At 63.9% G+C, this 23281-nt stretch carries 22 protein-coding genes; 11 read left to right on the top strand and 11 right to left on the bottom strand.

The genetic code is table 11. From position 1 onward, the window contains the following. The first annotated feature begins 7 nt into the window (after positions 1–7). The 4 genes from ACTDXD_RS08040 to ACTDXD_RS08025 all read left to right on the top strand — a co-directional run bounded on the left by ACTDXD_RS08040 (position 8) and on the right by ACTDXD_RS08025 (position 4475). On the top strand, positions 8–817 hold the full coding sequence (locus tag ACTDXD_RS08040) for an NmrA family NAD(P)-binding protein (protein ID WP_440127584.1): 810 nt from the start codon (positions 8–10) through the stop codon (positions 815–817). A 52-nt stretch (positions 818–869) separates the two neighbouring features. Continuing rightward, positions 870–1649 (top strand): enoyl-CoA hydratase, encoded by a 780-nt coding sequence (locus tag ACTDXD_RS08035; RefSeq protein WP_440127583.1) that lies wholly within the window; start codon positions 870–872, stop codon positions 1647–1649. A 66-nt stretch (positions 1650–1715) separates the two neighbouring features. Beyond that, complete coding sequence (locus ACTDXD_RS08030) at positions 1716–3233, top strand: acyl-CoA synthetase (RefSeq protein ID WP_440126542.1); 1518 nt, start codon at positions 1716–1718, stop codon at positions 3231–3233. A gap of 90 nt (positions 3234–3323) precedes the next feature. Beyond that, a complete protein-coding gene (locus ACTDXD_RS08025) occupies positions 3324–4475 on the top strand; it encodes an acyl-CoA dehydrogenase family protein (RefSeq protein ID WP_440126541.1) in 1152 nt (383 codons plus the stop codon). Positions 4476–4496: 21 nt separating this feature from the next. Here the strand turns inward: ACTDXD_RS08025 and ACTDXD_RS08020 are convergent, their stop codons facing one another. After that, entirely contained in the window at positions 4497–4955 is a 459-nt protein-coding gene (locus tag ACTDXD_RS08020; protein ID WP_440126540.1) for a MarR family winged helix-turn-helix transcriptional regulator, read from the bottom strand. Between the two features lie 58 nt (positions 4956–5013). Further along, positions 5014–5919 carry a DNA-3-methyladenine glycosylase family protein gene (locus ACTDXD_RS08015; protein WP_440127582.1) on the bottom strand — a complete coding sequence of 302 codons (906 nt, stop codon included), beginning with the start codon at positions 5917–5919 and terminating at the stop codon, positions 5014–5016. Between the two features lie 91 nt (positions 5920–6010). Between ACTDXD_RS08015 and ACTDXD_RS08010 the strand changes: the two genes are divergently transcribed. Then, a complete protein-coding gene (locus tag ACTDXD_RS08010) occupies positions 6011–6535 on the top strand; it encodes a ribonuclease H family protein (protein WP_440126539.1) in 525 nt (174 codons plus the stop codon). Between the two features lie 18 nt (positions 6536–6553). Here ACTDXD_RS08010 and ACTDXD_RS08005 read toward each other — a convergent pair whose 3' ends face one another. From ACTDXD_RS08005 to ACTDXD_RS07990, 4 genes are all read right to left on the bottom strand, one after another. Further along, the gene (locus tag ACTDXD_RS08005; RefSeq protein ID WP_440126538.1) at positions 6554–7309 is read right to left on the bottom strand and encodes an iron ABC transporter ATP-binding protein; all 756 of its coding nucleotides are present in this window, start codon (positions 7307–7309) and stop codon (positions 6554–6556) included. After that, positions 7306–8373: an iron chelate uptake ABC transporter family permease subunit gene (locus tag ACTDXD_RS08000; RefSeq protein ID WP_440126537.1), complete on the bottom strand. Its 1068-nt coding sequence runs from the start codon at positions 8371–8373 to the stop codon at positions 7306–7308. The genes ACTDXD_RS08005 and ACTDXD_RS08000 overlap by 4 nt, the downstream gene beginning before the upstream one ends. Then, positions 8366–9346 carry an ABC transporter permease gene (locus tag ACTDXD_RS07995; protein WP_440126536.1) on the bottom strand — a complete coding sequence of 327 codons (981 nt, stop codon included), beginning with the start codon at positions 9344–9346 and terminating at the stop codon, positions 8366–8368. The genes ACTDXD_RS08000 and ACTDXD_RS07995 overlap by 8 nt, the downstream gene beginning before the upstream one ends. Positions 9347–9421: 75 nt before the next feature. Then, complete coding sequence (locus ACTDXD_RS07990) at positions 9422–10426, bottom strand: siderophore ABC transporter substrate-binding protein (RefSeq protein WP_440126535.1); 1005 nt, start codon at positions 10424–10426, stop codon at positions 9422–9424. Between the two features lie 184 nt (positions 10427–10610). Between ACTDXD_RS07990 and ACTDXD_RS07985 the strand changes: the two genes are divergently transcribed. Next, the gene (locus ACTDXD_RS07985; RefSeq protein WP_440126534.1) at positions 10611–11486 is read left to right on the top strand and encodes an amidohydrolase family protein; all 876 of its coding nucleotides are present in this window, start codon (positions 10611–10613) and stop codon (positions 11484–11486) included. 105 nt (positions 11487–11591) lie between these two features. Here the strand turns inward: ACTDXD_RS07985 and ACTDXD_RS07980 are convergent, their stop codons facing one another. Beyond that, a complete protein-coding gene (locus ACTDXD_RS07980) occupies positions 11592–13256 on the bottom strand; it encodes a class I adenylate-forming enzyme family protein (protein WP_440126533.1) in 1665 nt (554 codons plus the stop codon). A 262-nt stretch (positions 13257–13518) separates the two neighbouring features. On the opposite strand from ACTDXD_RS07980, the gene ACTDXD_RS07975 reads away from it, so the two are divergent. The 5 genes from ACTDXD_RS07975 (at position 13519) to ACTDXD_RS07955 (ending at position 19078) form a co-directional block, all read left to right on the top strand. Further along, the gene (locus tag ACTDXD_RS07975) at positions 13519–14943 is read left to right on the top strand and encodes an ABC transporter substrate-binding protein (RefSeq protein WP_440126532.1); all 1425 of its coding nucleotides are present in this window, start codon (positions 13519–13521) and stop codon (positions 14941–14943) included. A gap of 62 nt (positions 14944–15005) precedes the next feature. Then, positions 15006–17276, top strand: coding sequence for an ABC transporter permease (locus ACTDXD_RS07970; protein WP_440126531.1), 2271 nt, complete (start codon positions 15006–15008; stop codon positions 17274–17276). Continuing rightward, positions 17269–18012, top strand: coding sequence for an ABC transporter ATP-binding protein (locus ACTDXD_RS07965; RefSeq protein WP_440126530.1), 744 nt, complete (start codon positions 17269–17271; stop codon positions 18010–18012). The genes ACTDXD_RS07970 and ACTDXD_RS07965 overlap by 8 nt, the downstream gene beginning before the upstream one ends. Then, a complete protein-coding gene (locus ACTDXD_RS07960) occupies positions 18009–18713 on the top strand; it encodes an ABC transporter ATP-binding protein (RefSeq protein ID WP_440126529.1) in 705 nt (234 codons plus the stop codon). Before ACTDXD_RS07965 ends, ACTDXD_RS07960 begins: the two co-directional genes overlap by 4 nt. A 2-nt stretch (positions 18714–18715) precedes the next feature. Further along, on the top strand, positions 18716–19078 hold the full coding sequence (locus ACTDXD_RS07955; RefSeq protein ID WP_374229866.1) for a hypothetical protein: 363 nt from the start codon (positions 18716–18718) through the stop codon (positions 19076–19078). 20 nt (positions 19079–19098) lie between these two features. Here the strand turns inward: ACTDXD_RS07955 and ACTDXD_RS07950 are convergent, their stop codons facing one another. From ACTDXD_RS07950 to ACTDXD_RS07935, 4 genes are all read right to left on the bottom strand, one after another. Beyond that, entirely contained in the window at positions 19099–20283 is a 1185-nt protein-coding gene (locus tag ACTDXD_RS07950) for an AI-2E family transporter (protein ID WP_440126528.1), read from the bottom strand. 26 nt (positions 20284–20309) lie between these two features. Further along, positions 20310–20798, bottom strand: coding sequence for a DUF1269 domain-containing protein (locus ACTDXD_RS07945; RefSeq protein ID WP_054712398.1), 489 nt, complete (start codon positions 20796–20798; stop codon positions 20310–20312). 103 nt (positions 20799–20901) lie between these two features. After that, positions 20902–22617: a SulP family inorganic anion transporter gene (locus ACTDXD_RS07940; protein WP_440126527.1), complete on the bottom strand. Its 1716-nt coding sequence runs from the start codon at positions 22615–22617 to the stop codon at positions 20902–20904. Further along, positions 22617–23270, bottom strand: coding sequence for a GAP family protein (locus ACTDXD_RS07935; RefSeq protein ID WP_440126526.1), 654 nt, complete (start codon positions 23268–23270; stop codon positions 22617–22619). The genes ACTDXD_RS07940 and ACTDXD_RS07935 overlap by 1 nt, the downstream gene beginning before the upstream one ends. Between the last annotated feature and the right edge of the window lie 11 nt (positions 23271–23281).

Here is a 23281-nt window from a genome sequence, read left to right as displayed (position 1 = left end):
TGCCTTCATGTCCGGCGGCGCTGATCTTGCAGTGATCGGCGCCGCCGGGAAGACGGGAGCCGCCGTCGTGGCGGCACTCGAGGGGAAGGCTTCTGTTCGCCGGGTGGTGCATACCGCCCGGCGGGCGGGCGATCGGGCCGTCGACCTCGAGACCGGAGCCGGTCTCGGCGAGGCCCTTTCGGGATGCAGTGGTGTGTATTTCATCGCCCCCAACGTGCATCCCGATGAGCCGGCGTTGTTGCGCCGGGCGCTCGCGGCTGCTGTGGAGGAGGGTGTCGACCACGTCGTCTATCACTCCGTTGCGTGGCCGTATTCGCCCGGGATGCCGCACCATCTGGACAAGGCACGATGCGAGGACGAACTGCATACGTTCGGCGGCGTGCGGTGGACGGTGTTGCAACCGTGCGCGTACGCGGAGAACTTCGCCGCGGTGCTCGAAGGGTCGGTGCGCACACTCGAGGTGCCGTACGACCCGGATGCACGGTTCTCGTTCGTCGCACTCGCAGACGTCGCATCGGTTGCCGCCCGTGTCCTCGGCGAGGGCGCCGACGTCCACCACGGTGCTACCTATGAGCTCGGTGGTCCGGAGTCGCTCAGCGTTCGGCAGTTGTGTCGTCGAGCGCGTGGGCCGGTGATGGTCTCGCAGGTGCCGGTGGCCGAATGGATGGAGCGGCACGGGCGCGGACTCACAGACGACGCACGTGCACGCCTGGCCGCGATGTTCGACTTCTACGACCGGCACGGATTCGTTGCCGGTAGCGCGCAGTTACACGGGCTTCTGGGTCGTCCACCTGCCCGGATCGGCGCGGTGGTGTAGTAAGGGGACTGTGACGGATCACCACGCGAACGGCCGCTCCGCCGACGAGTCCATGCCCGCGTCCGTGCTCATCGCGGTCGACGAAACCGCCGAGATCGGTGTGCTCACCCTCAACCGGCCCGACCAGCGCAATCCATTGTCGGTCGCTGTCATGCGGGAGGTGACGCTGGGGCTGAAGGCGCTGTCCGCGGAGCCCGCGGTCCGGGTGATCGTGATCCGGGCGGAGGGGCCGGTGTTCTCGGCCGGACACAACCTGCGCGAGATGATCGGCCGCACCCTCGACGAGGAGCGGGCCGTGTTCGATACCTGCACCGAGATGATGCAGACGGTGCAGGCGATCCCGCAGCCCGTGATCGCCTCGGTGCAGGGCACGGCGGTCGCGGCGGGGTGTCAGCTGGTAGCGGCATGCGATCTCGCAATTGCGTCGTCCGCCGCGGTGTTCGGTACGCCGGGTGTGAAGATCGGACTCTTCTGCTCGACGCCGATGGTGGCGGTGAGCCGCGCGATCGGGCGCAAGCGTGCGCTGCAGATGTTGCTTACGGGCGAAACGATCAATGCGCACACCGCCGCAGACTGGGGTCTGGTGAACTTCGTCGTCGACCCGGAAGAACTGGAGATCGAGACGGCGACGTTGGCGGCGAAGATCGTCGGTGCCTCTCCCGCGACGGTCAAGATCGGCAAGGAGGCGTTCTATCGCCAGATCGATCTGCCCCAGGACGAAGCGTACGAGGCGATGGGCGAGACGATGGCCCAGAACGCGATGATCTGCGATGCGCAGGAAGGCATGACTGCCTTCGTGGAGAAGCGGACCCCGGTGTGGCAGGGCCGTTGAGAGGCTTCGGCACCCGGTCGATCCTGGGTCTGGACCGATTGTTGGACGCCCTATAACCTCGTCGATATGAGTCCCGATCCTCGCTCGAGCACTGTCGATGCCATCGTCCGCCGCTCTGCCGGACGCTTCCCCGATCGTGTCGCATTGCGGTTCGAGGCCCGCACCGTCACCTACCGCGAACTCGACGACGCAGTGTCCCGCGCTGCTGCACACCTGCTGTCGCTCGGTCTCGGCCCGGGCGATCGGGTTGCTGCATACGGCACCAATTCCGACGCCTACGTCATCGGGTACCTCGCCGTCGCGCGTGCAGGGCTCGTGCACGTGCCGATCAACTACGCGCTCCGCGGTGAAGAGCTGGTCTATCTGCTCGGGCAGTCGGGTGCGCGGGCGATACTCGTCGACCCGGCGCTCCGGGAGAACATCGACGCGGTGCGCTCGGATGTGCCTGCCGAGATCGTCCTGCCCCTGCGCGACGAAGACGGGTCACTCCTCGCCATCGCTGAAACCGGCGACGTCCCCGCTGTCGATTCTGCCGCGACCGACACCGATCTCGTGCAGCTCCTCTACACCTCGGGCACCACATCGAAGCCCAAGGGCGCCATGATGACTCATCGCGCGCTCGTGTTCGAATACACCTCGTCGATCGTCGCGCTCGATCTCGCAGCCGACGACAATCCGCTCATCTGCATGCCGCTCTACCATTCGGCGGCGATGCACGTGTTCATGCTCCCGTATCTCGCGATCGGCGCAACGATCCGCTTGTTGCCTGCCCCCGACATTCCGCAGGTGCTGCGCCTGGTGGAGGAAGAATCGATCGGGTCGCTGTTCCTCGCACCGACCGTGTGGGTGCCGCTCGCCAACCACCCCGACCTCGATACCCGCGACCTGTCGTCGCTGCGCAAGGCTCAGTACGGTGCGTCGATCATGCCTGTCACGGTGCTCAACCGATTGCGCGAGCGCTATCCGGACCTGGATTTCTACAACTGCTTCGGCCAATCCGAGATCGGTCCGCTTGCGTGCGTGCTGCGCCCCGAGGAGCACGAGGAGCGTCCGTCGTCGTGCGGAAAGGCGATCCTGTTCGTCGAGACCCGCGTGGTCGATGCCGAGGGCCACGATGTTCCCGACGGGGAATCGGGTGAGGTGTTGTACCGGTCGCCGCAACTGTGCATCGGCTACTGGGACAATCCCGAGGCGACGGCAGAAGCGTTCCGCGACGGATGGTTCCACTCCGGCGACCTCGTCACGCGCGACGCCGAAGGATTCATCACGGTGGTCGACCGCATCAAGGATGTCATCAACACCGGCGGCATTCTGGTTGCCTCGCGCGAGGTCGAAGACGCGATCTACACGCACAACGCGGTCGCCGAAGTTGCAGTGATCGGAATGCCGGACGAGAAGTGGATCGAGGCCGTGACCGCGGTGGTCGTGCTCAAGGACGGCGAGACCGTCACCGAGAGTGAACTCGTCGATCACGTGAAGCAGCGTCTGGCGCCGTTCAAGGTTCCCAAAGCGGTTCGGTTCGTCGAAACCCTGCCGCGAAACCAGAGCGGCAAGCTCCTCAAGCGGGAGCTGCGTTCGGAATAGTCCATCGCCCTTGCCTGATTGGCCGAATGTCACCTTCGGTCACTTCAACTAACCGAAGGTGACATTCGGCCACAACGATCGGAACAGTCCATGGTGAACAAGCACGTCCCCGCATGGTACGACGACGAAGTGAGCGCCGTGCGCGACCTCGCGAACGACTTCTTCGCGCGCGAAGTCATGGCTCATGCCGAGAAGTGGGACGCTCAACGGCGCATCGACCGTGAGGTGTGGTTCAAGGCGGGCAAGCTGGGGCTGTTGCTGTGCTCGGTGCCCGAAGAATACGGCGGCGGCGGAGGGACATTCGCGCACGACCTTGCAGTATTCGAAGCTCAGGGCTATTCCGGCGATCTCGCATTCGGAGTCTCGGTGCACAGCGGCATCGTCGCGCATTACATCCTCGAATACGGCACCGAAGAACAGAAGAAGACGTGGCTGCCGGGAATGGCCACCGGTGAGATCCTCGGCGCGATCGGCATGACCGAGCCGACCGCTGGATCCGACCTCAAGGCGATCAAGACCAGTGCGATCCGCGACGGCGACCACTACGTCGTCAACGGCAGCAAGACGTTCATCACGAACGGCTCCTCGGCGGACGTGATCGTCCTCGCCGTCAAAACCGATCCGAAAGCAGGCGCCAAAGGCGTCTCGCTGCTCATAGTCGACCTGCGTGACACTCCGGGGTTCACGGTGGGCCGCGTGCTCGACAAGGTCGGCCAGCACGCGGCCGACACCTCTGAGTTGTCGTTCGTCGATGTACGAGTGCCGGTATCGAACCTGCTCGGTGAGTCCGAAGGTCTCGGATTCGGCCAGCTCATGGCGCAACTCGTGCAGGAGCGGCTCATCATCGGCGCGCAGGCCGCAGGCGCGATGGAACGTGCGGTCGAGGAGACCGTCCGCTACACCAAGTCACGGGAGGCCTTCGGGCACAGTCTGTTCGAGTTCCAGAACACCGCATTCGAACTCGCCGAGTGTCAGACCATCGCGCGCACCAGCCGGGTGTTCCTCGACTACTGCATCGAGAAGCACTTGCGATCGGAGCTGGATGCGTCCGACGCCGCGATGGTCAAGTACTGGCTCACCGACAAGCAGTGCGAAGTGATCGACCGGTGCGTGCAGCTGCACGGTGGCTACGGGTACATGCGCGAGTATCTGATCGCGCGGATGTACGAGGACGCACGCGTCCAGCGGATCTACGCAGGTGCGAACGAAGTAATGAAGTCACTCATCGCGCGGTCGTTGTAGAGGTTGCCGAGGTCGAACGATTCAGTCGTTGCGGGTGTGATGCCCCACCAGCTTGGTGAGCATCGCAGCCAGCTGGGCGCGTTCGTCCGCATCGAGTGGGGCGAACGCCACGTCCTGTACTGCGGTGAGCGTGAGCTGGAGGTCGAAGTGCCGGTTCCGCCCTCGACGGGTGAGACTGATGATGTTCCGGCGTCCGTCGCTCGGATCGGGAGCACGTTCGACGAAATGACGATCGACCAGTTCGTCGAGAACGGACACGACGTCGCTGCGATCCAGACCGCACCGGCGTCCCAACTCGACCTGGCTGGACGGCCCGTACTCGTCGAGCGCGGCGAGGACGCGGTAGTGGTGTCCGCGAGCATCGGAGGCGTCGAGCCGGTCGAACACGACGCGGTGGACGTGTCGCGCAGCCTGACTGAGAAGGAAGCTCGGAAGGAGCTCGAGTCGGGCCGGACCGGTTGGGGCATCGGTGGCGGGCATGCGACGGAGTCTACGTTCGGCCATGTCCGTGAAGCGAGTTTCGTGCGGTGCGCCACGCTCAGCGTCCGCGGTGATCGGTGATCGCCGTTCTGGGTCCGCGTTTCGGGATTCGGGAGTACCCGCCGGATTCGGTGATCAAGCGCACCGCTCGATAGCGATGAGGGCGTAGCGGTTCGAGATATTCGACCATTCCCGCGTCGTCGAGAGGTTCTCCGAGCAGCGACCAGCCGATGACGTTCGACAGGTGATAGTCACCCACGGAGAGGGCGTCTGCGTCGCCGAATGCGCGCTGCGCGATCTCGGCAGCAGTCCACACCCCGATCCCCGGAAGCGTCCGTAGTTTCTGCTGAGCTCGGTCCGGCGCGTCGTCGCACAGGCGTTCCAGGCGGTCGGCGAGCTGCGCGCACCGCACGATCGTGCGGGCCCGGGCCGGGTCGACGTTTGCCTTGTGGAACTCCCACGATGGGACGCGGCGCCACACCTGCGCGCTCGGTGGCACGCGCATACCCGCCGGTGCGGGGCCCGGTGCCTGGTCGCCGAAACGGGTGACGAGACGACGCCACGATGCGAACGCGGCTACGCCGTGCACTCGTTGTTCGAGGACGGCAGGGACGAGCGCTTCGAGGACGCGTCCGGTGCGTGTGATCCGCAGTGCGGGGAGTCGCCGGTGGGCTTCGACGAGCGCGGGATGCTCGGGTGCGAAGCCGGACGGGTCGTCGTGCGCACCGAGCAGGGCGGGGAGTTGTTCCTGCAGTTCGGCCGAACCCGGTCCCCACAGTTGGGCGCGTGCTCCGTTCGGGCCGTCCTGGGTCAGGCGGTAGGTCACCGGCCCGGATTCCATTCGCGACACCCGCCACACCGCGGTGCCGTCGGTGCGGTGACATGGATCCCACGCGCCACGCTGGAGAGGTCGGAGGGTCGACACGAGGTCGACCGGCCATGGCACTCTTATACGGGTGTCCATGGTGAACGTGGACGCGGGCACCGAATCACCGTACGCCCGTGAACGAAACTCGGGTTTAGACGGTGTCGGAGGGAAAGGCTATGGTTCGCGCATGATCATCGTGAGCACCGACGGATCCTGCTTGCGCAATCCCGGTGGCGCTATCGGGTGGGCGTGGGTCAATCACGAAGGCCCCAGCGCGTCGGGTGGTGATCGCTCCGGTACCAATCAGATCGCGGAGCTGCGGGCGCTGCTCGAAGCGCTCCGTGCTCATCCAGGACCGGACCCGTTGCTCATCGAATCCGATTCCCAGTACGCGATCAAGTGCGCGTCCGAGTGGCTGCCCGGCTGGAAGCGCAAGGGCTGGAAGACAGCAGCCGGCGCCCCGGTGAAGAACCTCGACCTGGTTCGCGACATCGACCGGGAGATCTCCGAGCGTAAGGGTCCGGTGCGCTTCCGTTGGGTGCGTGGGCACGTCGGCAACCACTTCAACGAGGTCGCCGACAAGCTTGCCGGTGAGGCTGCGCGAGAGGCCGCGGCCCGACCGGGCCCGATCGAGGTGCCGACGGTCGCGCCTGCCGTGGTCAAGCCCAAGAAGACGGCCCCCGCCGCCGACGTCGAGATGACGCTGTTCTGAGTCGGTGAACCGCTCGGATCAGTAGTACACGGCGAGGCGGCCGTTCGGCCCGTCGACACAGGTGACGGGGGTGTCGAACACACCGGTGAGGACCTCGTCCACCAGGATCTCGTCGGGGGTTCCGAACTCGACGACCTTGCCGTCCTTCATGGCGCAGATCCGGTCGGCGTAGTGGCCGGCGAAGTTGATGTCGTGGAGCACGATGACCACGGTGCGCCCGAGCTCGACTGCGACTTTGTGGAGGTGCTGCATCATCTGGACCGAGTGCTTCATATCCAGGTTGTTCAGCGGTTCGTCGAGCAGGATGTAGTCGGTGTCCTGGCACAGCACCATGGCCACGTAGGCGCGCTGCCGCTGCCCGCCGGAGAGCTGATCCAGGTAGCGGTGTTCGAGGTCGGTGAGTCCGAAGAACTCGATGGCCTGGGTGATGGCCTCCTCGTCCTTGCGGGTGAGGCGGCCCTTCGAATGCGGGAAGCGACCGAAGCCGACGAGCTGACGAACCGTCAACCGGGTGACGAAATGGTTCTCCTGGCGGAGCACCGAGACGATCTTCGCGAGGTCTTTCGACTTGGTGCTCGAAACGTCGTAACCGGCGATCTCGATGGTTCCGGCGTCGGCACCGAGCAACCGTCCCACGATCGTCAGCATCGTCGACTTGCCTGCGCCATTGGGCCCGACCAGGGCGGTGATGCCGCCTTTGGGGATTGTGAGGTCGATCTCGCCGATCGTGACCGTGCTGCTGTACTCCTTACGGAGTCCCTTGATCTCGATCACAATCTGCCCTTCCGGAGGATCACGTAGAGGAAGGCCGAACCGCCGACGGCCTCGATGATGATGGACACGGCGCCCTCGGCGTAGAAGATGTTCTTGAGCACGAAATAGGCACCGCCGAGGATGACGAACCCGGTCAGGATCGCCACCGGGAACACGTAGCGATGCTCGTGAGTGGTCGCGAACTGATAGGCCAGGGTGGCGACGAGGAACCCGAGGAATGTCAGGGGACCGACCAGCGCGGTTGTGGTTGCCATGAGCACCGACACGAGAAACAGGATGAGGATGATCTCGCGGCGATGGTTCAGGCCGAGGTTCGTGGTCACGTCCTTGCCCAACGCGATGATGTCGAGCCTGCGCGCACGCCACCACAGGATCGCTGCCGACACGACGCACAGCGGGACCGCCAGAGGGAGGTAGGACGAATCCGCATTGGACACCGACCCGAACAGTTTGGCGGTGAGGATGTCGAACTCGCTGGGGGTGAGCATGCGTTGCATGAACGTCGCCACGGAGCCGAGACCGCCACCGAGGACAATGCCGACGAGCAGCATCACCTGCAGGTTTGCGTACTTACCGGACAGCAGCCAGCCGTAGAGCATCAGGGAGAAGCCCACCATGAGCACCACCATCAGGGCGAACTGCGCGACCCCCTGGAACAGCGTCACCCCTACCGCGCCGAGGAAGAAGACGGCGGCGGTCTGGATCGCGACGTAGAGGGCTTCGAACCCCATGATCGACGGCGTGATGATGCGGTTGTTGGTGGCAGATTGGAACGACACCGTCGCGACGGCCTGACACACGACGACGAGCGCGATCACGAGGAGGCTGCCCGCACGCATCTGCGTGATCCGCCAGTATCCGGCGGTCCCGAACGGAACAGGGTTGTTCCAGGTCACGATGCCCACGGCGATCAGAACCGAGAGAATTGCGAGGGCGCCTATGAGAATCCAGTAGCGACGTTGCTGCCGCGCGGTCGCGAATGCTCCGGAACCGGTGTGCCCGGACTCGACCGAGGGGACGGGGGCGGTGACAGGAGCGATCGATTCGACGGTTGTCTCAGGCATTGCGGCGGCTCCGGAGAAGCAGAGAGATGAAGACGACGGAACCGACGACGCCGAGGATCAAAGACACGGGGATCTCGAACGGCATGATGATCGTGCGCCCGATCAGGTCGCACACGGTGACGATGGCGATGCCGAGCAGGCACACCCAGGGGAGGTTGCTGCGCAGGTCGTCGCCGCGGAACATCGAGACGATGTTGGGGACGATGAGCCCGAGGAACGGAAGGGCACCCACCACGACCGTCACGACTGCGGTGGCGATGGCGATGAGCCCTGTTCCCAGCAGGATGATGCGGTTGTAGTTCAGTCCGACGTTCGTGGCCACGTCCTCACCGAGACCGGCGACGGTGAACCGATCGGCTACGACGAACACGAGCAGCGCGACGATGGCGACGATCCAGAGCACTTCGTACTGGCCCTTGATGATGGACGTGAAACTCCCGGCGAACCAGATGCCCAGGCTCTGAAGTTTGTCGGTGGCGAGGGCGATGTAGGTGGTGATGGACCCGACGACAGCACCGAGCATGATGCCGACGATGGGGACGATCAGCGACGACGACAATTGCACCCGCCGCAGGAACAGGAAGAAGACCATCGTTCCGATGAAGGCGGCGACGATGGCGCCGATCATCCTGGGCATGAGGCCCGCGGTGGGGAAGACGATGAGCATGATCAACAGGCCCAGGCTCGCCCACTCGGTGGTGCCGGTGGTGGTCGGTTCGACGAAGCGGTTCTGAGTGAGCAGCTGCATGACGAGGCCGGACATCGCCATCGCCGCACCGGCCAGTACCAGCGCTATCGTGCGGGGGATCCGGGTGATGCTGAACATCTCCCAGCCGAAGTCGCCGCCGAAGATGTCGAACACACCGGTGAACAGCGACGCGATCAGCAGGACGCCGACCCCGAGGAAGCCCAGGAGGAGTTTCCAGTCGAAGAGCGTGTCCCGAGTCCGGGCGAGTGGAGCTTGCGTGGTCATGTCGTTCTCTGCTCTGTAATCACGTCGGCCGTGTGCCCGGCCGCGGGCCGGGCACACGGCGTTCGACGCTGTGACTCAGTTGTTCTCTGTGCTCGGTGCCGCGTTCTTCTCGAGCAGGTCCGCAAGCGAGTTGAAGAATTCCGTGTACGTCTGGATGCTCTCGTTGGTGTAGGTGTCGGCGGGCAGGTAGATGATGTTGCCTTCCTGGACCGCAGGCACGTTCTGCAGTGCGGGGGAGTTCTCGAGCACGGTCGCGGCGGGCTGGTAGCCGGCCTCATCCGAGGCGACAGCGGCGTCGCGATCCATGACGATGATCAGGCCCGGGTTGGAGGCGGCGATGGCCTCCACGGAGATGTCGTCGCCCTGGTGGTCGTCGGTTCCTTCGGGAACTTCGAGCGCAGGGGTGAGACCGAAGATGTCGAACATGGGACCGATGGTGCGGCCGGTGCTCGGGGCGACATAACCGATTTCGCCGCCGGAGACGATCAGGCCCATGACGCTCTGCTCGGGAGAGTAGGCGGCCTTGACCCGCGCGATCGACTCGTCGAACGCATCGCTCAGTGCCTGTGCCTCGTCCTGCTTCGAGAAGATCTCACCGAGGACCGTGACGCCGCGCTTGAGCTCGGTGTCGAACGCCTCATCGTCGCGAGGAGCGACCTCGACGATGGTCGCGTCCGGTGCGAGTTCCTGGAACTTCTCGCGGTACTGCCCGTAGCGGCCGCCGTTGATGATCAGGTCGGGTTCGACGGCGACGACGGCTTCGAGGTTGGGCTCCCGGTGGGAGCCGAGATCGATGATGCTCTCGTCCTCCGTGTAGGAGATCGTGTCCGGCATCAGGGTGACTGCGCCTGCGGTGAGAGGGATGCCCCACGTGTCGAGGGTCTCGAACGTGCTGTTGTCGGTGGCGACCACGGACTGCGGGGGCACGGTGACCGTCTGTGTGCCGAAGTTGTCCTCCACCGTGATGGTGGTTGCGGCATCGTCGGTGGTCTCGGTGGCGGGATCACTCGAACATGCAGTCAGGGCCAGGGCAGCCAGTGTGCCGAGGACGGCACCTCGGTACAGGCGGGATGCGTTCATCAAACTTCCTTGCTGCTTGCTTACAAAGGGTTGGGTAAGGCCTTTGGGACACCTTATAAAACGGTTAGCATAACCTAACCCAGAAACTTTGCTAGTCCGGCTTCGGATCCGCCCCTGAACTCGTGCTTTCGGCCGGTGGTGGGTGCGCGGGCGGAAGCCTCAACCACCGCGGTACGGTCGCTGAGTGAACGAGGTCGAGGAAATTGCGCAGTTCCGTCGGCGGCACGGCATCGATGAGCTCATCGATGTCCACACGCACTTCATGCCGAAGAACGTGATGGACAAGGTCTGGGAGTACTTCGACACGGCAGGGCCGCTCGTCGGACGGACCTGGCCCATCACCTACCGGCACACCGAGGAGGAGCGCGTCGAGCGACTGCGCGCGTTCGGTGTCCGGTACTTCACGTCGATGCTCTACCCGCATCGGCCGGAGATGGCGGCGTGGCTCAATGCGTGGTCAGCCGATTTCGCCGCCCGCACCCCGGACTGCCTGCACACCGCAACGTTCTATCCCGAGGACGGCGCGGCATCCTATGTTGCCGATGCGATCTCGTCGGGTGCGGTCGTGTTCAAATCCCACATCCAGGTCGGCGACTACACACCACTAGATCCGCAGCTGGAGGACGTGTGGGGCCTGCTCGAGGACGAAGGGCTACCGATCGTGGTGCATTGCGGGTCGGGGCCGGCGCCCGGCACCCACACCGGACCGGGACCGATGGCCGAACTGATGCGCCGATACCCGAACCTGGCAGTGATCATCGCCCACATGGGGATGCCGGAGTACGAGGCATTTCTCGACCTCGCGGACGAATACCCGCGCGTGTACCTCGACACGACGATGGCGTTCACGGACTTCGTGGAAGCCGACATGCCGTTTCCGGAGGCGGCACTGCCCAGGCTCGATGCCTTGCGGTCGCGGATTCTTCTCGGCACCGACTTCCCCAACATTCCGTACGGCTACCTCCACCAACTCGAGGTGATCGAGCGGTTCGCGCCGGATTCCGCGTGGGTACGTCAGGTGTGCCACGACAACGCCGCCGCACTGTTCGGCCTGGGATAGCAGCGCCCGCCCGATACAACGGGAAAAGGCAGATACAGACCTTCCGGAGTTCTGTATCTGCCTTTTTCTCTTGTGAAGACGTTCGGTGGTGCGACCCGACCGATTTCAGACGCTGAGGTCGCGCCGAATGATCTTTCCGGTTGCGTTACGCGGCAGCAGATCTTGTGTGACCCTCCAGGTCTTCGGGACCTTGAAGTAGGCCAGACGTTCCTTCAGGAAGTCCCGAAGATCGTCTTCGGTGGCATCGCTGCCTGCGTGAAGTACAACCACCGCACCGACCTCCTGTCCGAGGTCGTTGTCGTCGACACCGATGACCGCGCATTCCTGGACATCGGGATGCTCGTCGAGGGCCTGCTCGATCTCGGTCGGGTACACGTTCTCGCCGCCACGCAGGATCAGATCCGAGCGTCGGCCGGTCAACCGGAGACGGCCGTTCTCCAGCGTTCCGAAGTCGCCGGTGCGCAGCCAGCCATCGGCAGTGATTGCGGACGCGGTGGCGGCGTCGTTGTCCCAGTAGCCGAGCATCACGAACGGGCTGCGGACACAGATCTCACCCTCGACACCCTCGTCGACCTTCTCGCCGAACGGGTCGCGGATCTCCATGCTCACCGTGAGGATCGGACTGCCGAGCGTGCCGGGAAACGCTTCGATCTCGGGTGCGGTTGCCACTGCGATGGCGGTGCTGCACTCGGTCAGGCCGTAGCTGTCCACCAGTGCTTGCTGAGCGAAGGGGAACTTCTCCTGCAGCCGCTTCTTGAAGGCAGGCGACGACGGCGCCGATGCCAGCGCGAATGCACTCAGTGACGACAGGTCGTACTTGTCGGTGTTCTCATGGTCGAGCATGCGTGACGCCATGGTCGGGACGGCGCCCCAGTTGGTGACCTTTTCGCGTTCGATCAGGGAGAAGACCTTGTCGACGTCGAAGGCGCCCTCGGTCATGACGAGAGCGCTACCCGTGGCGAGCCGGGGAACAGCGAGATTGTGGAGGCTCGCGATGTGGAACAGCGGCGAGGTCAGAAGGTAGCGGAGGTCGCTCGGCGTGGAATCGTCGTACGGGCGCCCGTACATGGCCGACATCATCGCATCGTTGAAACGGTGGTAGTCGATGACGGCGAGCAGATTCCGCTGGGAGTGCACGGCGCCCTTGGGCCGGCCGCTCGTGCCGCTGGTGAACAGAATGACGGCGGGATCGTCTTCGGCGACGTCGGCTGCCGGGAGTTCGGCGCCGGATGCCGCGGCGACGATGCGAGGCACGTCCTCTTCCATCGAGAGCAGCTCGAACCCGGACACTTCCGCCTTGGCGAGCAACGCGGCGCGTTTGGCGTCGGCGACGATCACCTTCGGTTTCACGAGGTCGACACCGTAGGCGATCTCGGCGGGCACCCACCACGAGTTGAGCCCGACAGAGATCGCGCCGAGGGCCTGTGCCGCCCAGAACGCGACGATCCACTCGGGAGAATTGGCTCCGAGGAGTGCGACACGATCGCCCTTGCCCACGCCGTAGTCGTCGCGCAGGGTTGTGGCCAGCGCAGCGACCGCGTCGGCGTGCTGCGCGAAGGTCATGCGTCGATCTGCCGTGACGATGTAGTCGCGGTCGCCCCACTCCTTCGACTTCGCGATCACATCGCTGATGCGCCGGTCGCGATTGACCATCACCGGGATGCGATTACCACGAACTTCCTCCACAGCGATCTCGAACCGTCCGCCCGGTCCTGTCAGCTGGGATACGACCTTCTGCAGCATCTGTTGGACGTCCGCTGGTGCTGTCACTTCGATCGCCTTTCGTTGGTGTCGCCGTGGGGGTTGAGCAACTTTTGCGGAGCGACGATCTCACGCTCGGTGTCCAGTATGGCGTGATCGCTACCACTGACCGGGAGTGGGCTGTGGTGACGATCACTTCGGAGTCTCACTCACCGGGAGTCCGGGATGTCCGTTGCATGACGCTGGTTACTTTCGCCGCACCGACATGCCGCCGCGAGGTCCCGATCCTCGCCATTCTCGGCGCGCGCCCCGGACGAAGGAGCTCCACATCGTGAAACGAAGTACTGCGGCCAAACTGGTGGCAGGTTTGGCCGCCACCATGGCGGTGACCTCGGCCTGTGCGTCGGATCGAGGGACGGATCCGGCTGCTGCCGGCATGGCCCCGGTCGCCGCTGCGGAAGCGGCGTCCGCGCCGTCGGAAGTGAAGTTCGGAACTCTCGAGTCCCCCTGTGGTGCAGGAGATGCCGCCGGATCGACCGATCAGGGCGTCACCGACACGGAAATCCGTATCGGCTACGGCGACGACAGCGGCTACACCAAGAGCCCGGGCCTGAACAAGGAGATGGGCGACGCTGTTTCCGCGATGATCGACTGGTGCAACGAGCAGGGCGGCATCAACGGTCGGCAAATCGTGGGCACCTACTACGACGGCGCGATGACTCAGGCGAACGCCGTCATGCAGAACGCCTGCGGCGCCGAGTTCATGCTGGTCGGGCACGGTTTCGCTATGGATCAGACGTCCGAGCAGACCCGTGTCGCCTGCAACCTTGCGGCGGTCCCGGCGTTCACTGTCTCGCCGGATGCGGCGAACGGGCCGATGACCTTCCAAGGTGTGCCGTTCCCTGTGGACTTCGCCAACGGGTCGCAGTGGTTCCAGATGGCCGAAATGCACCCCGACATGCTGAACGACTTCGACGTCATCAATTCCACGATGCCGACGATCATCACCTCGACCACCAAGACCCGCTCGATCGCGGAGGCGGCGGGCTTCCGCCTGAAGGACTGCGGCGTGACCCTCAACTACGAGGGTGAGTCCAGCTACGTCCCGTTCGCCGAGAAGTACAAGGAATGCGGCGTCAAGGGCCTGTGGACGTCGAGGTCGCCGGTGCCCGCCGAATTCAACTTCGTCAAGGCTCTCGACCAGGTCGGAATCGATCCCATTCTCATGGGTGAGGCCACCTGGTACGGCGACGCTGCGCGCGAGTGGAACGGTGCGAACGGCGGTCTGCTCGACAACCTCAATGCCGGTATGACCTTCCAGATGATCGAGTCCGCCGACACTGTTCCTGCTGTGAAGGACTACGTCGACATCATCAGTGAGAAGGGCGGTAAGACCGCGCTGCTCGGCATGCAGGCGACCTCGTCGTTCCTGCTGTGGGCGACCGCCGCGGAAGAATGCGGCTCGGACCTGACTCGCCAGTGCATGGTCGACGAACTGTCGAAGATCCACGAGTGGGACGGCGGCGGACTGCACGCGGTGACCGATCCGGGTGCCAACATGCCGGCCAAGTGCGGCCTGGTCACCACGATGACAGGTGCGGAGTTCTCGCAGGCGTTCCCTGCGGAGGCGGGCACCTTCAAGTGCGACGACCGTTACCTGGTTGCCACCGACGCGAGCACGTGGGGAACCGAGCTCGGCCCCGACCGCATCGCAACGAAGTACCTGAATCCCAACATCATCAGGCCGGTTTCCTGATCCGATGACGACCGGTGCCGGCGGCGTACGCGCTGCCGGCACCGACGAGCAGAGGTTTTCGTATGGACACCTTCTTGACCTTCACAGTTCTGGGATTGGTGCTCGGATCGGTATATGCGATCGCAGCATCGGGCCTTGTTCTCACCTACAACACATCGGGCATCTTCAACTTCGCGCACGGCGCGCAGGCGATGCTCGGGGCCTTCGCCTATTGGCAGTTCAAAGTCGGCTGGGGCCTTCCCACCCCCGTCGCACTACTCATCGTGCTCGGCCTCCTCGGCCCGCTCATGGGCCTGTTCCTCTACACGGTCATCATGCGCGGAATGCGTGACACGGCCGAGGTGACGAAGATCGTCGTCACCGTCTCGATCCTTCTCGGCATGGTCTCCATCTCGCACTGGTTCTGGCATCCGGAAGAACCGCGCACCATGGCGATGTTCTTCGGTGACCAGAGCGGAATCGAGATCCTCGGCGTCGGCATCCGCTACCACGAACTGATCTGCATCGCCGTCGCAATTCTCATCGCAGTGGGCTTGCGCATCATGTTCACCCGGACCCGTACGGGCGTGGCGATGCGTGGCGTCGTCGACGATCCGGATCTGTTGCGGCTCAACGGACACGACCCTGATCGTCTCGCCGCGCTGTCGTGGGTGTTGGGATCGACTCTCGCGGTACTCGCCGGCATCCTGATCACCCCCATCAATGGCGGCACTCTCGAAGCGAACATGCTGACGCTGCTCGTCATCGACGCTTTCGCCGCAGCGATGTTCGGTCGCCTGCGCAGTATTCCTCGGACGTTCGCCGGAGCGATCTTCCTGGGTCTGGCGGCCACCTACGTACTCGCGTACTTCCCGACCTCCTGGAACTGGACGTCGAATTTCCGTGTATCACTGCCGATGATCGCGCTGTTCGTGGTGCTGATCGTGCTGCCTCAGGATCGTCTGCGCGGCGCGGTCACCCGAACCCGCGAGCGCTACCACGTGCCGTCGGTACGGAAGGCGGTGGCGTGGGCTGTGGCGCTGGTAATCATCGTCTACGCGATCCGCCTGCTCATGGTGACTTCGGCGGTGACGACGATGACGATCGGTATGACATTCGCGATCATCGCGCTGTCGTTGACGCTTCTCACCGGATACGCAGGCGAGATGAACCTCGCGCCGGTGTCGTTCGGCGCGATCTCCACGATCGTCGCGTTCCACTTCGGTATATCGGGTGCCGGACTCGCCGCCCACCTCAATTTATGGGGCGTGGCGCTCGGCGTCGCCGCGGCGGCGGTGATCGGTGGTTTGATCGCGTTGCCTGCGCTGCGGCTCCGCGGCCTGTATCTGGCATTGGCGACCATGGCATTCGGTGTGTTCCTGTCGAACATGGTGCTGCGCGACACCACCCAGCGTGAACTCTTCGGTGTCCAGTTCTCGATCTTCACCGACGGCAACATCGCGATCCCGCCATTGAAGGTCGGACCACTCGATCTGCGCAACGAGACCGTGTTCCTCATGACCATGACGGTCCTCTTCGCCGTGCTCGGCGTGGGCGTGATCGCCCTGCGCAACAGTGGCTACGGCCGGCGTCTGGCCGCGATGAAGGACAGCCCCGCGGCGTCCGCGATGCTCGGGCAGAGCCTCGTCCGGCTCAAACTCGGCGTCTTTGCGCTGTCGTCCGGCATCGCCGGTCTCGGAGGACTCTTCATGGCGAGCGCGATGGGGTCGGTGTCGAACGAGAGCTTCTCGATCATGGTGAGCCTGTCGTTGTTGATGCTCACCGTCGTGGCGGGCATCGGCTACGTCTCGGGCGCCTTGTTCGGCGGCCTGATGTCGGGTATCGGTTTCGCGGTCATCATGACCACCTTCGCGAACCTCGCGACGGCGCAGCCCGGGCACGCCGACATGTGGACGTTCTTCGGCAACGTTGCCGCGGTGAGCCCGGCGCTGATCGGTATCGGCGTTGCGCTCAACCCCAGCGGTAGTGTGCACCAGGTGATCGAGGGGTACCGCACCCTCGCGAACGCGAAGCCGGTACTGGCCGGTGGAGCGGCCGTGGTACTGGTCTCGTATCTCCTTGCGCTCGTCGGTGTGTTGGACAACTGGTGGTTTGCGTCGATCACCATCGCGACGGTGTTCATGCTCCCTGTCGTCGGGCAATGGCTGATGCCCGAGGCCGTACTCGGAGCAGAGGAAGCGAAGCGCCGTGAGCCACTGGTACCGGAGCGTGTGGGTGTGGACGAGCCCTACAGCGAGCAGGTGCGCGACGAGATCGACCACGAACTCGGCATCGCGGAGTACCTGTCGACGCCTCCCACACGGAGCGATAAGGAGCTGGTCACCAATGGCTGACACGCCGATCCTCGAAACACGAGGTGTCACTGTTCAATTCGGTGGTCACAAAGCAGTCAAAGATGTGAGCATCCAGATTTCGAACGGGACGATCACCGGACTGATCGGCCCGAACGGTGCTGGCAAGACCACGTTGTTCAACACCATCACGGGGCTACAGAAGCCGACGGCAGGCAAGGTGTTCCTCGATGGCCGCGACATCACCTCCGCGCCGCCGTACAAGCGCGCCAGGCAGGGCCTTGCCCGCACCTTCCAGCGACTCGAACTGTTCGTGTCGCTGTCGGTGCGGGACAACCTGCGCGTGGCAGGCGACATCCACAACGCCAATTCCCGGACGCGTATCGATGTGGAATCCGAGACGGACCGGCTTCTCGAGCTCACCGGACTCGCCGATATTGCAGACAAGGATGTCTCCGACATCCCCACCGGACGTGCTCGCGTGGTGGAGGTGGCGCGAGCGCTGATGACGTCCCCACGGGTTCTGTTGCTCGACGAGCCCGCATCCGGCCAGACGGAGCAGGAAACTGACCAGTTCGCCGACCTGCTCACCGGTCTTGCAGAGCAAGGCCTTTCGATCTGCCTCGTCGAACACGACATCCCTCTGGTGATGAAGCTGTGCTCGACGATCCACGTGCTCGACTACGGCGCGATTCTGGCCAGCGGCGACCCGGACGAGATCAAGAACGATCAGGCAGTGATCAACGCGTACATCGGAACCGAGGAGGAGGCGGTATGAGCACCGAACCGTTGCTCGAACTCGTCGATGTGCGAGCGGCGTACGGATCGATCGAGGTTCTCCACGGCGTCGACATAGTCGTGGAACCGGGAGCTGTCGTCGCGCTGCTCGGGCCCAACGGCGGTGGTAAGACGACAACGCTGAAGGTGTGCTCCGGAATTCATCCGGTGGGTTCGGGAGAGTTCCGGCTGGCCGGAAGCGTTGTCAACGGCGCGTCCGCGGCAGAATTGGCACGCCTGGGAGTCTGCTCGATCCCGGAAGGGAGAGGGGTCTTTCCGAACCTGACGGTGCGGGAGAACCTGTGGATCGCTACCGGAACCGGTGTTTCGCTCCCCGATCTCGAAGAGGTTGCGTACACCCGATTCCCGATTCTCGGTGAGCGGAGAACCCAGCTCGCGGGCTCGATGTCGGGTGGCGAGCAGCAAATGCTCGCTCTGTCGCGCGCGTTGGGAACCAACCCGACCGTGCTGCTGCTCGACGAACTGTCGATGGGCCTTGCCCCTCGAATCGTCTCGCAGATCTACGACATCGTCGGTGAGCTCGCAGCCGAAGGTGTTTCGATTCTCGTCGCGGAGCAGTTTGCGCGGGCAGTGCTTCCCATCGCGACCAGTGCCGCACTGATGCTGCAGGGTCGAGTGGTTCGCACCGGTGATCCGGCGGAGATCGAAGAAGCACTGTCTACCAGTTATCTAGGAGGATGACCATGACTCTCGTCGACGAACGGCGTGAACAGTTCAAGAAGGATGTTTCGTCGCTGGGTCTTGATTCGGCCGGCGCCGGATCAGGTGGGGCGAAGAGCAAGTACATCGGCCTGGCGCTGATGATCATCGGTGCGGTGGCCACCTTCATCGTGTACATCGCGTCGCTGACGCTGTCGGATTCGCGCGACCTGCTCTCGTACCAGCTGTTGAGCATCGGTTTCGTGACGATCACATTGATCGGTATGGCGGTGTACCTCGCGGCGGCGGTCACCCGCGTACTGAGCCTGTGGCTCGTCCGGCAGCTGCTCGAAAGCAACGCTCAAGCGGAGAGGATGGCGGAGGCGCTCGCGCCCAAGACATCTTGACGGCGTGACGGCGATGCCGGTCAGCCCGGGTCCTCGACGTGTTGCGCTTGTGGTTCTGCAGCATCGTCGGGGTCCCCGGGCTTTTCGGATCTGTCCGGGTCGGACGTGTCGGGGTCCGGCTCGGGTTCGGAGGCGTCGGACGAATCGCCGATCAGCGCATCGACCCATCGCGTGGACTGGTCGATATCGATGAGCAGGGCCTTCACCAGCAGCGTCAACGGCACCGCCAGAAGTGCTCCGAGTGCCCCCAGTACCCACGACCAGAACACCAGTGACAGGAATGTCACTGTCACGCTCAACCCGACGGCGTCGCCGACGAACTTCGGTTGGATGATCGACTGGATCACGAAGTTGATGACGCTGTAGACCACGATCACCCACAACATGAGTTCCGGCCCGCCCTCGAGCAATGCCAGAAGCGCGGGAGGAACGAGTCCGATGATGAAGCCGATGTTCGGGATGTAGTTGGTGATGAACGACAACAGCGCCCAGAGGATGGGCAGTGGCACACCCAGCAGCCACAGCGCGGCACCGTCGAACACCGCCACGATGAGACCGAAGACCGTGGACACGATCAGGTACTTGCGCGTGCCGCCGACGAAAGCAGAGAGCGCGTAGGAGATGTCGGGACGCATCCGGTCGACGACGCGCATGCGGCGCCCGATGGTACTGCCATCGATGGCCATGAACAGCAGCAGAGCCATGATGAAGACGACGTTCGACACGACTCCGAGGAGTCCTGCCAGCAGGTCGTCGAGCAATCCGACGAGTTTCCCGAGATCGAGACTGCTCAGCGCGCTGGCGATGCGGTCGTCGTCGACTCCGGCATTGCTCAACTGCGCATGTGCCCCGTCGAGCAAGTTGTTCAGGCTGTCGGTGTACTGCGGCAGCTCTGTGGCAAGTTGGGCAACGGACAGGAGGAGTGCGCCGATCAAACCGAGCAGGATGGCGTACACGGATGCCAACGCGGCCAGCATCCCTGCCCATACGGGAATCCCCCGTCGCGCGGCCCATGTCTGGATCGGCTGCACCGCAATGGTGAGCATCAGCGCCAGGAACAGCGGAGCGAGCAGGCCTGACAGTGCTCTTGCCCCGGCAACCGCAACGACGGTGGCTGCCAGGGCAAGGAGAACGATCAACCCCCGAGGAATCGTCCAGGGCAGCGGTGCCGATTCTGTGTTCACAGGTGTGTATCGGGAGCCCATCCGGATTCCTCCTGGTCGACGCTGTGTTACTCGGCGAAGACTTCGCGCAGGGCTGCTTCCTGATCATGGGACAGGTTCGTCGAGATCAATTCGGCCTTCTGCCCCTTGAACTCGTCGTGAACTCGATCGAGGGTCGCGTCGGAGGTCAAGACGAACAGGGCAGACGTGCCCGGAGTGATCTTCTCCTTCAACTGCTTGATGAAGCTGTCGTCGATTCCGACATCGGTCAGAGAACCGCTCAAGGCTCCGATCCCAGCTCCGACTGCAGCACCGATGAGAGGAATGAAGAAAAGAATTCCGAACAGCAGCCCCCAGAAGGCGCCGCCCAGAGCGCCGATCCCGGCGAGGTTGTTCAGCTGTCGTGTCTTCGGCTTCTTCGCTCCTTCGGCCCAGCTGACCACGGCGGCATCGTGCACGGTGATGAGTTCCTGACGCTGCAGGTCTTTCAATGTCTCGACGGCAGTGTCGGCGCCGGTTTCGGTATCGAACTTCCATACGGTCAGGGTTCCGGCCATGGGTTTCCTCGATTCGGTGACGTGGTGATTCTGTCGGACTCGACGCTATGGGGCCGCGGGCATCGGGTCTTCATACGGCGAGGGTGAGATCCTGCGGGACTGGTCAGTCCGTGTCGGTAATCGGGTCTGCGCCGGCAACGGCGGCACGGACGGTCGGATAGACCGCGATCGGTGTGACCTCCGAATTCGAGTGGGCCAGCACATCACCGAATTGTCCGATGTCGCGTGCGATACGCAGCGTGATGCAATTGCCGGCGAGCGTGTCGCGTAGTTCGTACAGCATCTGTGCGGCGCTGACGTCGATGAACGGGGACGTTTCGGCATCCAGCACGACGATCCGGGTCTCGGCGGTGCAGCGGGCCTCGATCTGCTGGTGCACGTAGTCGGAATTCGCGAAATAGAGGCCGGACTCGACCCGGAGCACGAGAACGTCGAACCTTCTGGCGGCATGGCCGCTCGATGGGAGCGCGGTGGCATCCACCCACCGGTCGCCCTCACGAACCAATGACGCAACGTGCGGTCGTGATGATCGATACAGCAGCAACAACATCGACACGCCGATGCCGATCACGAGTCCGGGGAGAGTATCGAACAGCAGCACGCCGAGCATCGCGGCGATCGCCGCAGCGAAATCTTCTCGCGCGGCAAGGCCGTAGATGCTGCCGAGCCGGTCGGTCCACACCCGGTAGAGGCGCCGCAGTGCAGCGAAATCGACGAGTTCGATGACTGCGGCGATCACGATCGCGGCGAGCGCCGCGTCGGGCAGTTGTTCGAACAACCCTGTGAGGAACAGCAATGTCAGCACGACAAGCGCGGCGACGACGAGGCCGCTGACCTGGGTCTTGGCGCCGGCCCCGCCGTTGACCGCGGTCTTGGACAGGCTGCCGTTGACCACCATGCCCGACCCGAATCCGGACCCGAGATTGGCGAGCCCGAGCCCCAGCAGTTCGCGATTTGGGTCGACGGTATACCCCTGTTTGACCGCGTACGTCTTTGCGGCGCCCAGTCCTTCGGCAAACCCGATCAGAAGGACACCGACGGCAGGTCCGAGAAGGTCGATGTAGTCGTGAAACCCGATCCCGGCAGGGAGACCGACGCTCGGTAGACCGGAATCGATGTGCCCGACGATGGCCACGTCCTTGTCGGCGAGATCGAAGACGATGACGGCGAGGATGCCGACAACCACCGCGATGAGCGCGCCGGGAATCAGTGGGAGCCAACGCTTGAAACCCAGCACGACCATGAGACAGACGGCTCCGACAGCCAGCGTGCGCCAGTCGGTGTCGCCGAGACTCCGGATCACGCCCCAGGCCTGGACGAAGAAGTTCCCATCGGTCTTCTCGATTCCGAAGAGCTTCGGCACCTGGCCGATGATGATGGTCAACGCGAGGCCGACGATGAAACCTTTGAGCACAGGCTCGGAGATGAACGATGCGACGAATCCGAGGCGGGCGAACCCGGCGATCAGGCCGACAATTCCGGTGGCGATTGCCAGCGCTGCCGACAACGCCACGAACTTGCCGTCGTCGGTACCTGCGATCGGTGCGATGATCGCAGCAGATAGTGCAGCGGTGGCCGACATCGGACCGACCACGAGGTGTCTCGAACTTCCGGCTGCCGCATACAGAATCAGGGACGGTATTGCCGCGTAGAGGCCGATCACCGGCGGCACCCCCGCGATCGTCGCGTAGGCCAATGCCTCCGGTACGAGTACCGCCCAAACAGTCAGCCCGGCAACTATGTCGGGACGGAGCCACGACCTGCGATAACCCTGCAGGGAGCCGAAGAGAGGCCAGGCAGTGCCGGCCGGGTGGTTCATCACAGTCCGCCGAGGCCTTTGCCGACGACGGTCACGCCCATGATCAGCAGCACAATGGCCATCACCATGTGGTTGTTGGCCTGCAGCCAGTTCTTGGCGGAGTCGAGTGCCCCGCTCAACTGTTGCGCCGCCACTGCAAAGCCGATGACGGGCACCAGGACCGAGCAGGCCGCAAGGATCGTGAAGACCAGCCACACGACCATCGCGTTACCGGAAGATAGACCGGCAGTTCCGATTGCCACACCTGCCGACACGCACAGCAGCAGGTTCTTGGGATTCACCGCAGACAAGAGGAGCCCGAGACCGGCAGCCTTGGCGAACGTGAACTCGTCGATGGCCTGCATCCACTTGGGTGGGGTGGTGTCGGCGCGGGATTGCCACTGCTTGACAGCAAGGACGATCAGGAGGATGCCGAGGACCACCTTGACCCAGCCGGTGGACGATCCGCCTTCGTCGTCCGGTGTGATCGAACCGGCCAGGAGAATGACGATACCGGTGACCACAAGGATCCCGGCAATCCAGCCGAGACCGAATCCCGCGCTGGTCGCCCGCGCATTGCGCGACAACAACATCAGGATCACGGCCACGATGGGTATCGGTGATATCGCTACACCCACGGCCAAGGGAAGAACTTCTCCGATTGTGGCGCCCATGACGGTAAGTC

This window comes from Rhodococcus sp. SJ-3 (assembly GCF_051918125.1).
Classification (GTDB): domain Bacteria; phylum Actinomycetota; class Actinomycetes; order Mycobacteriales; family Mycobacteriaceae; genus Rhodococcus.
Note: the sequence above shows the minus strand (reverse complement) of the source record. Positions and strands in the feature narration are given on the sequence as shown.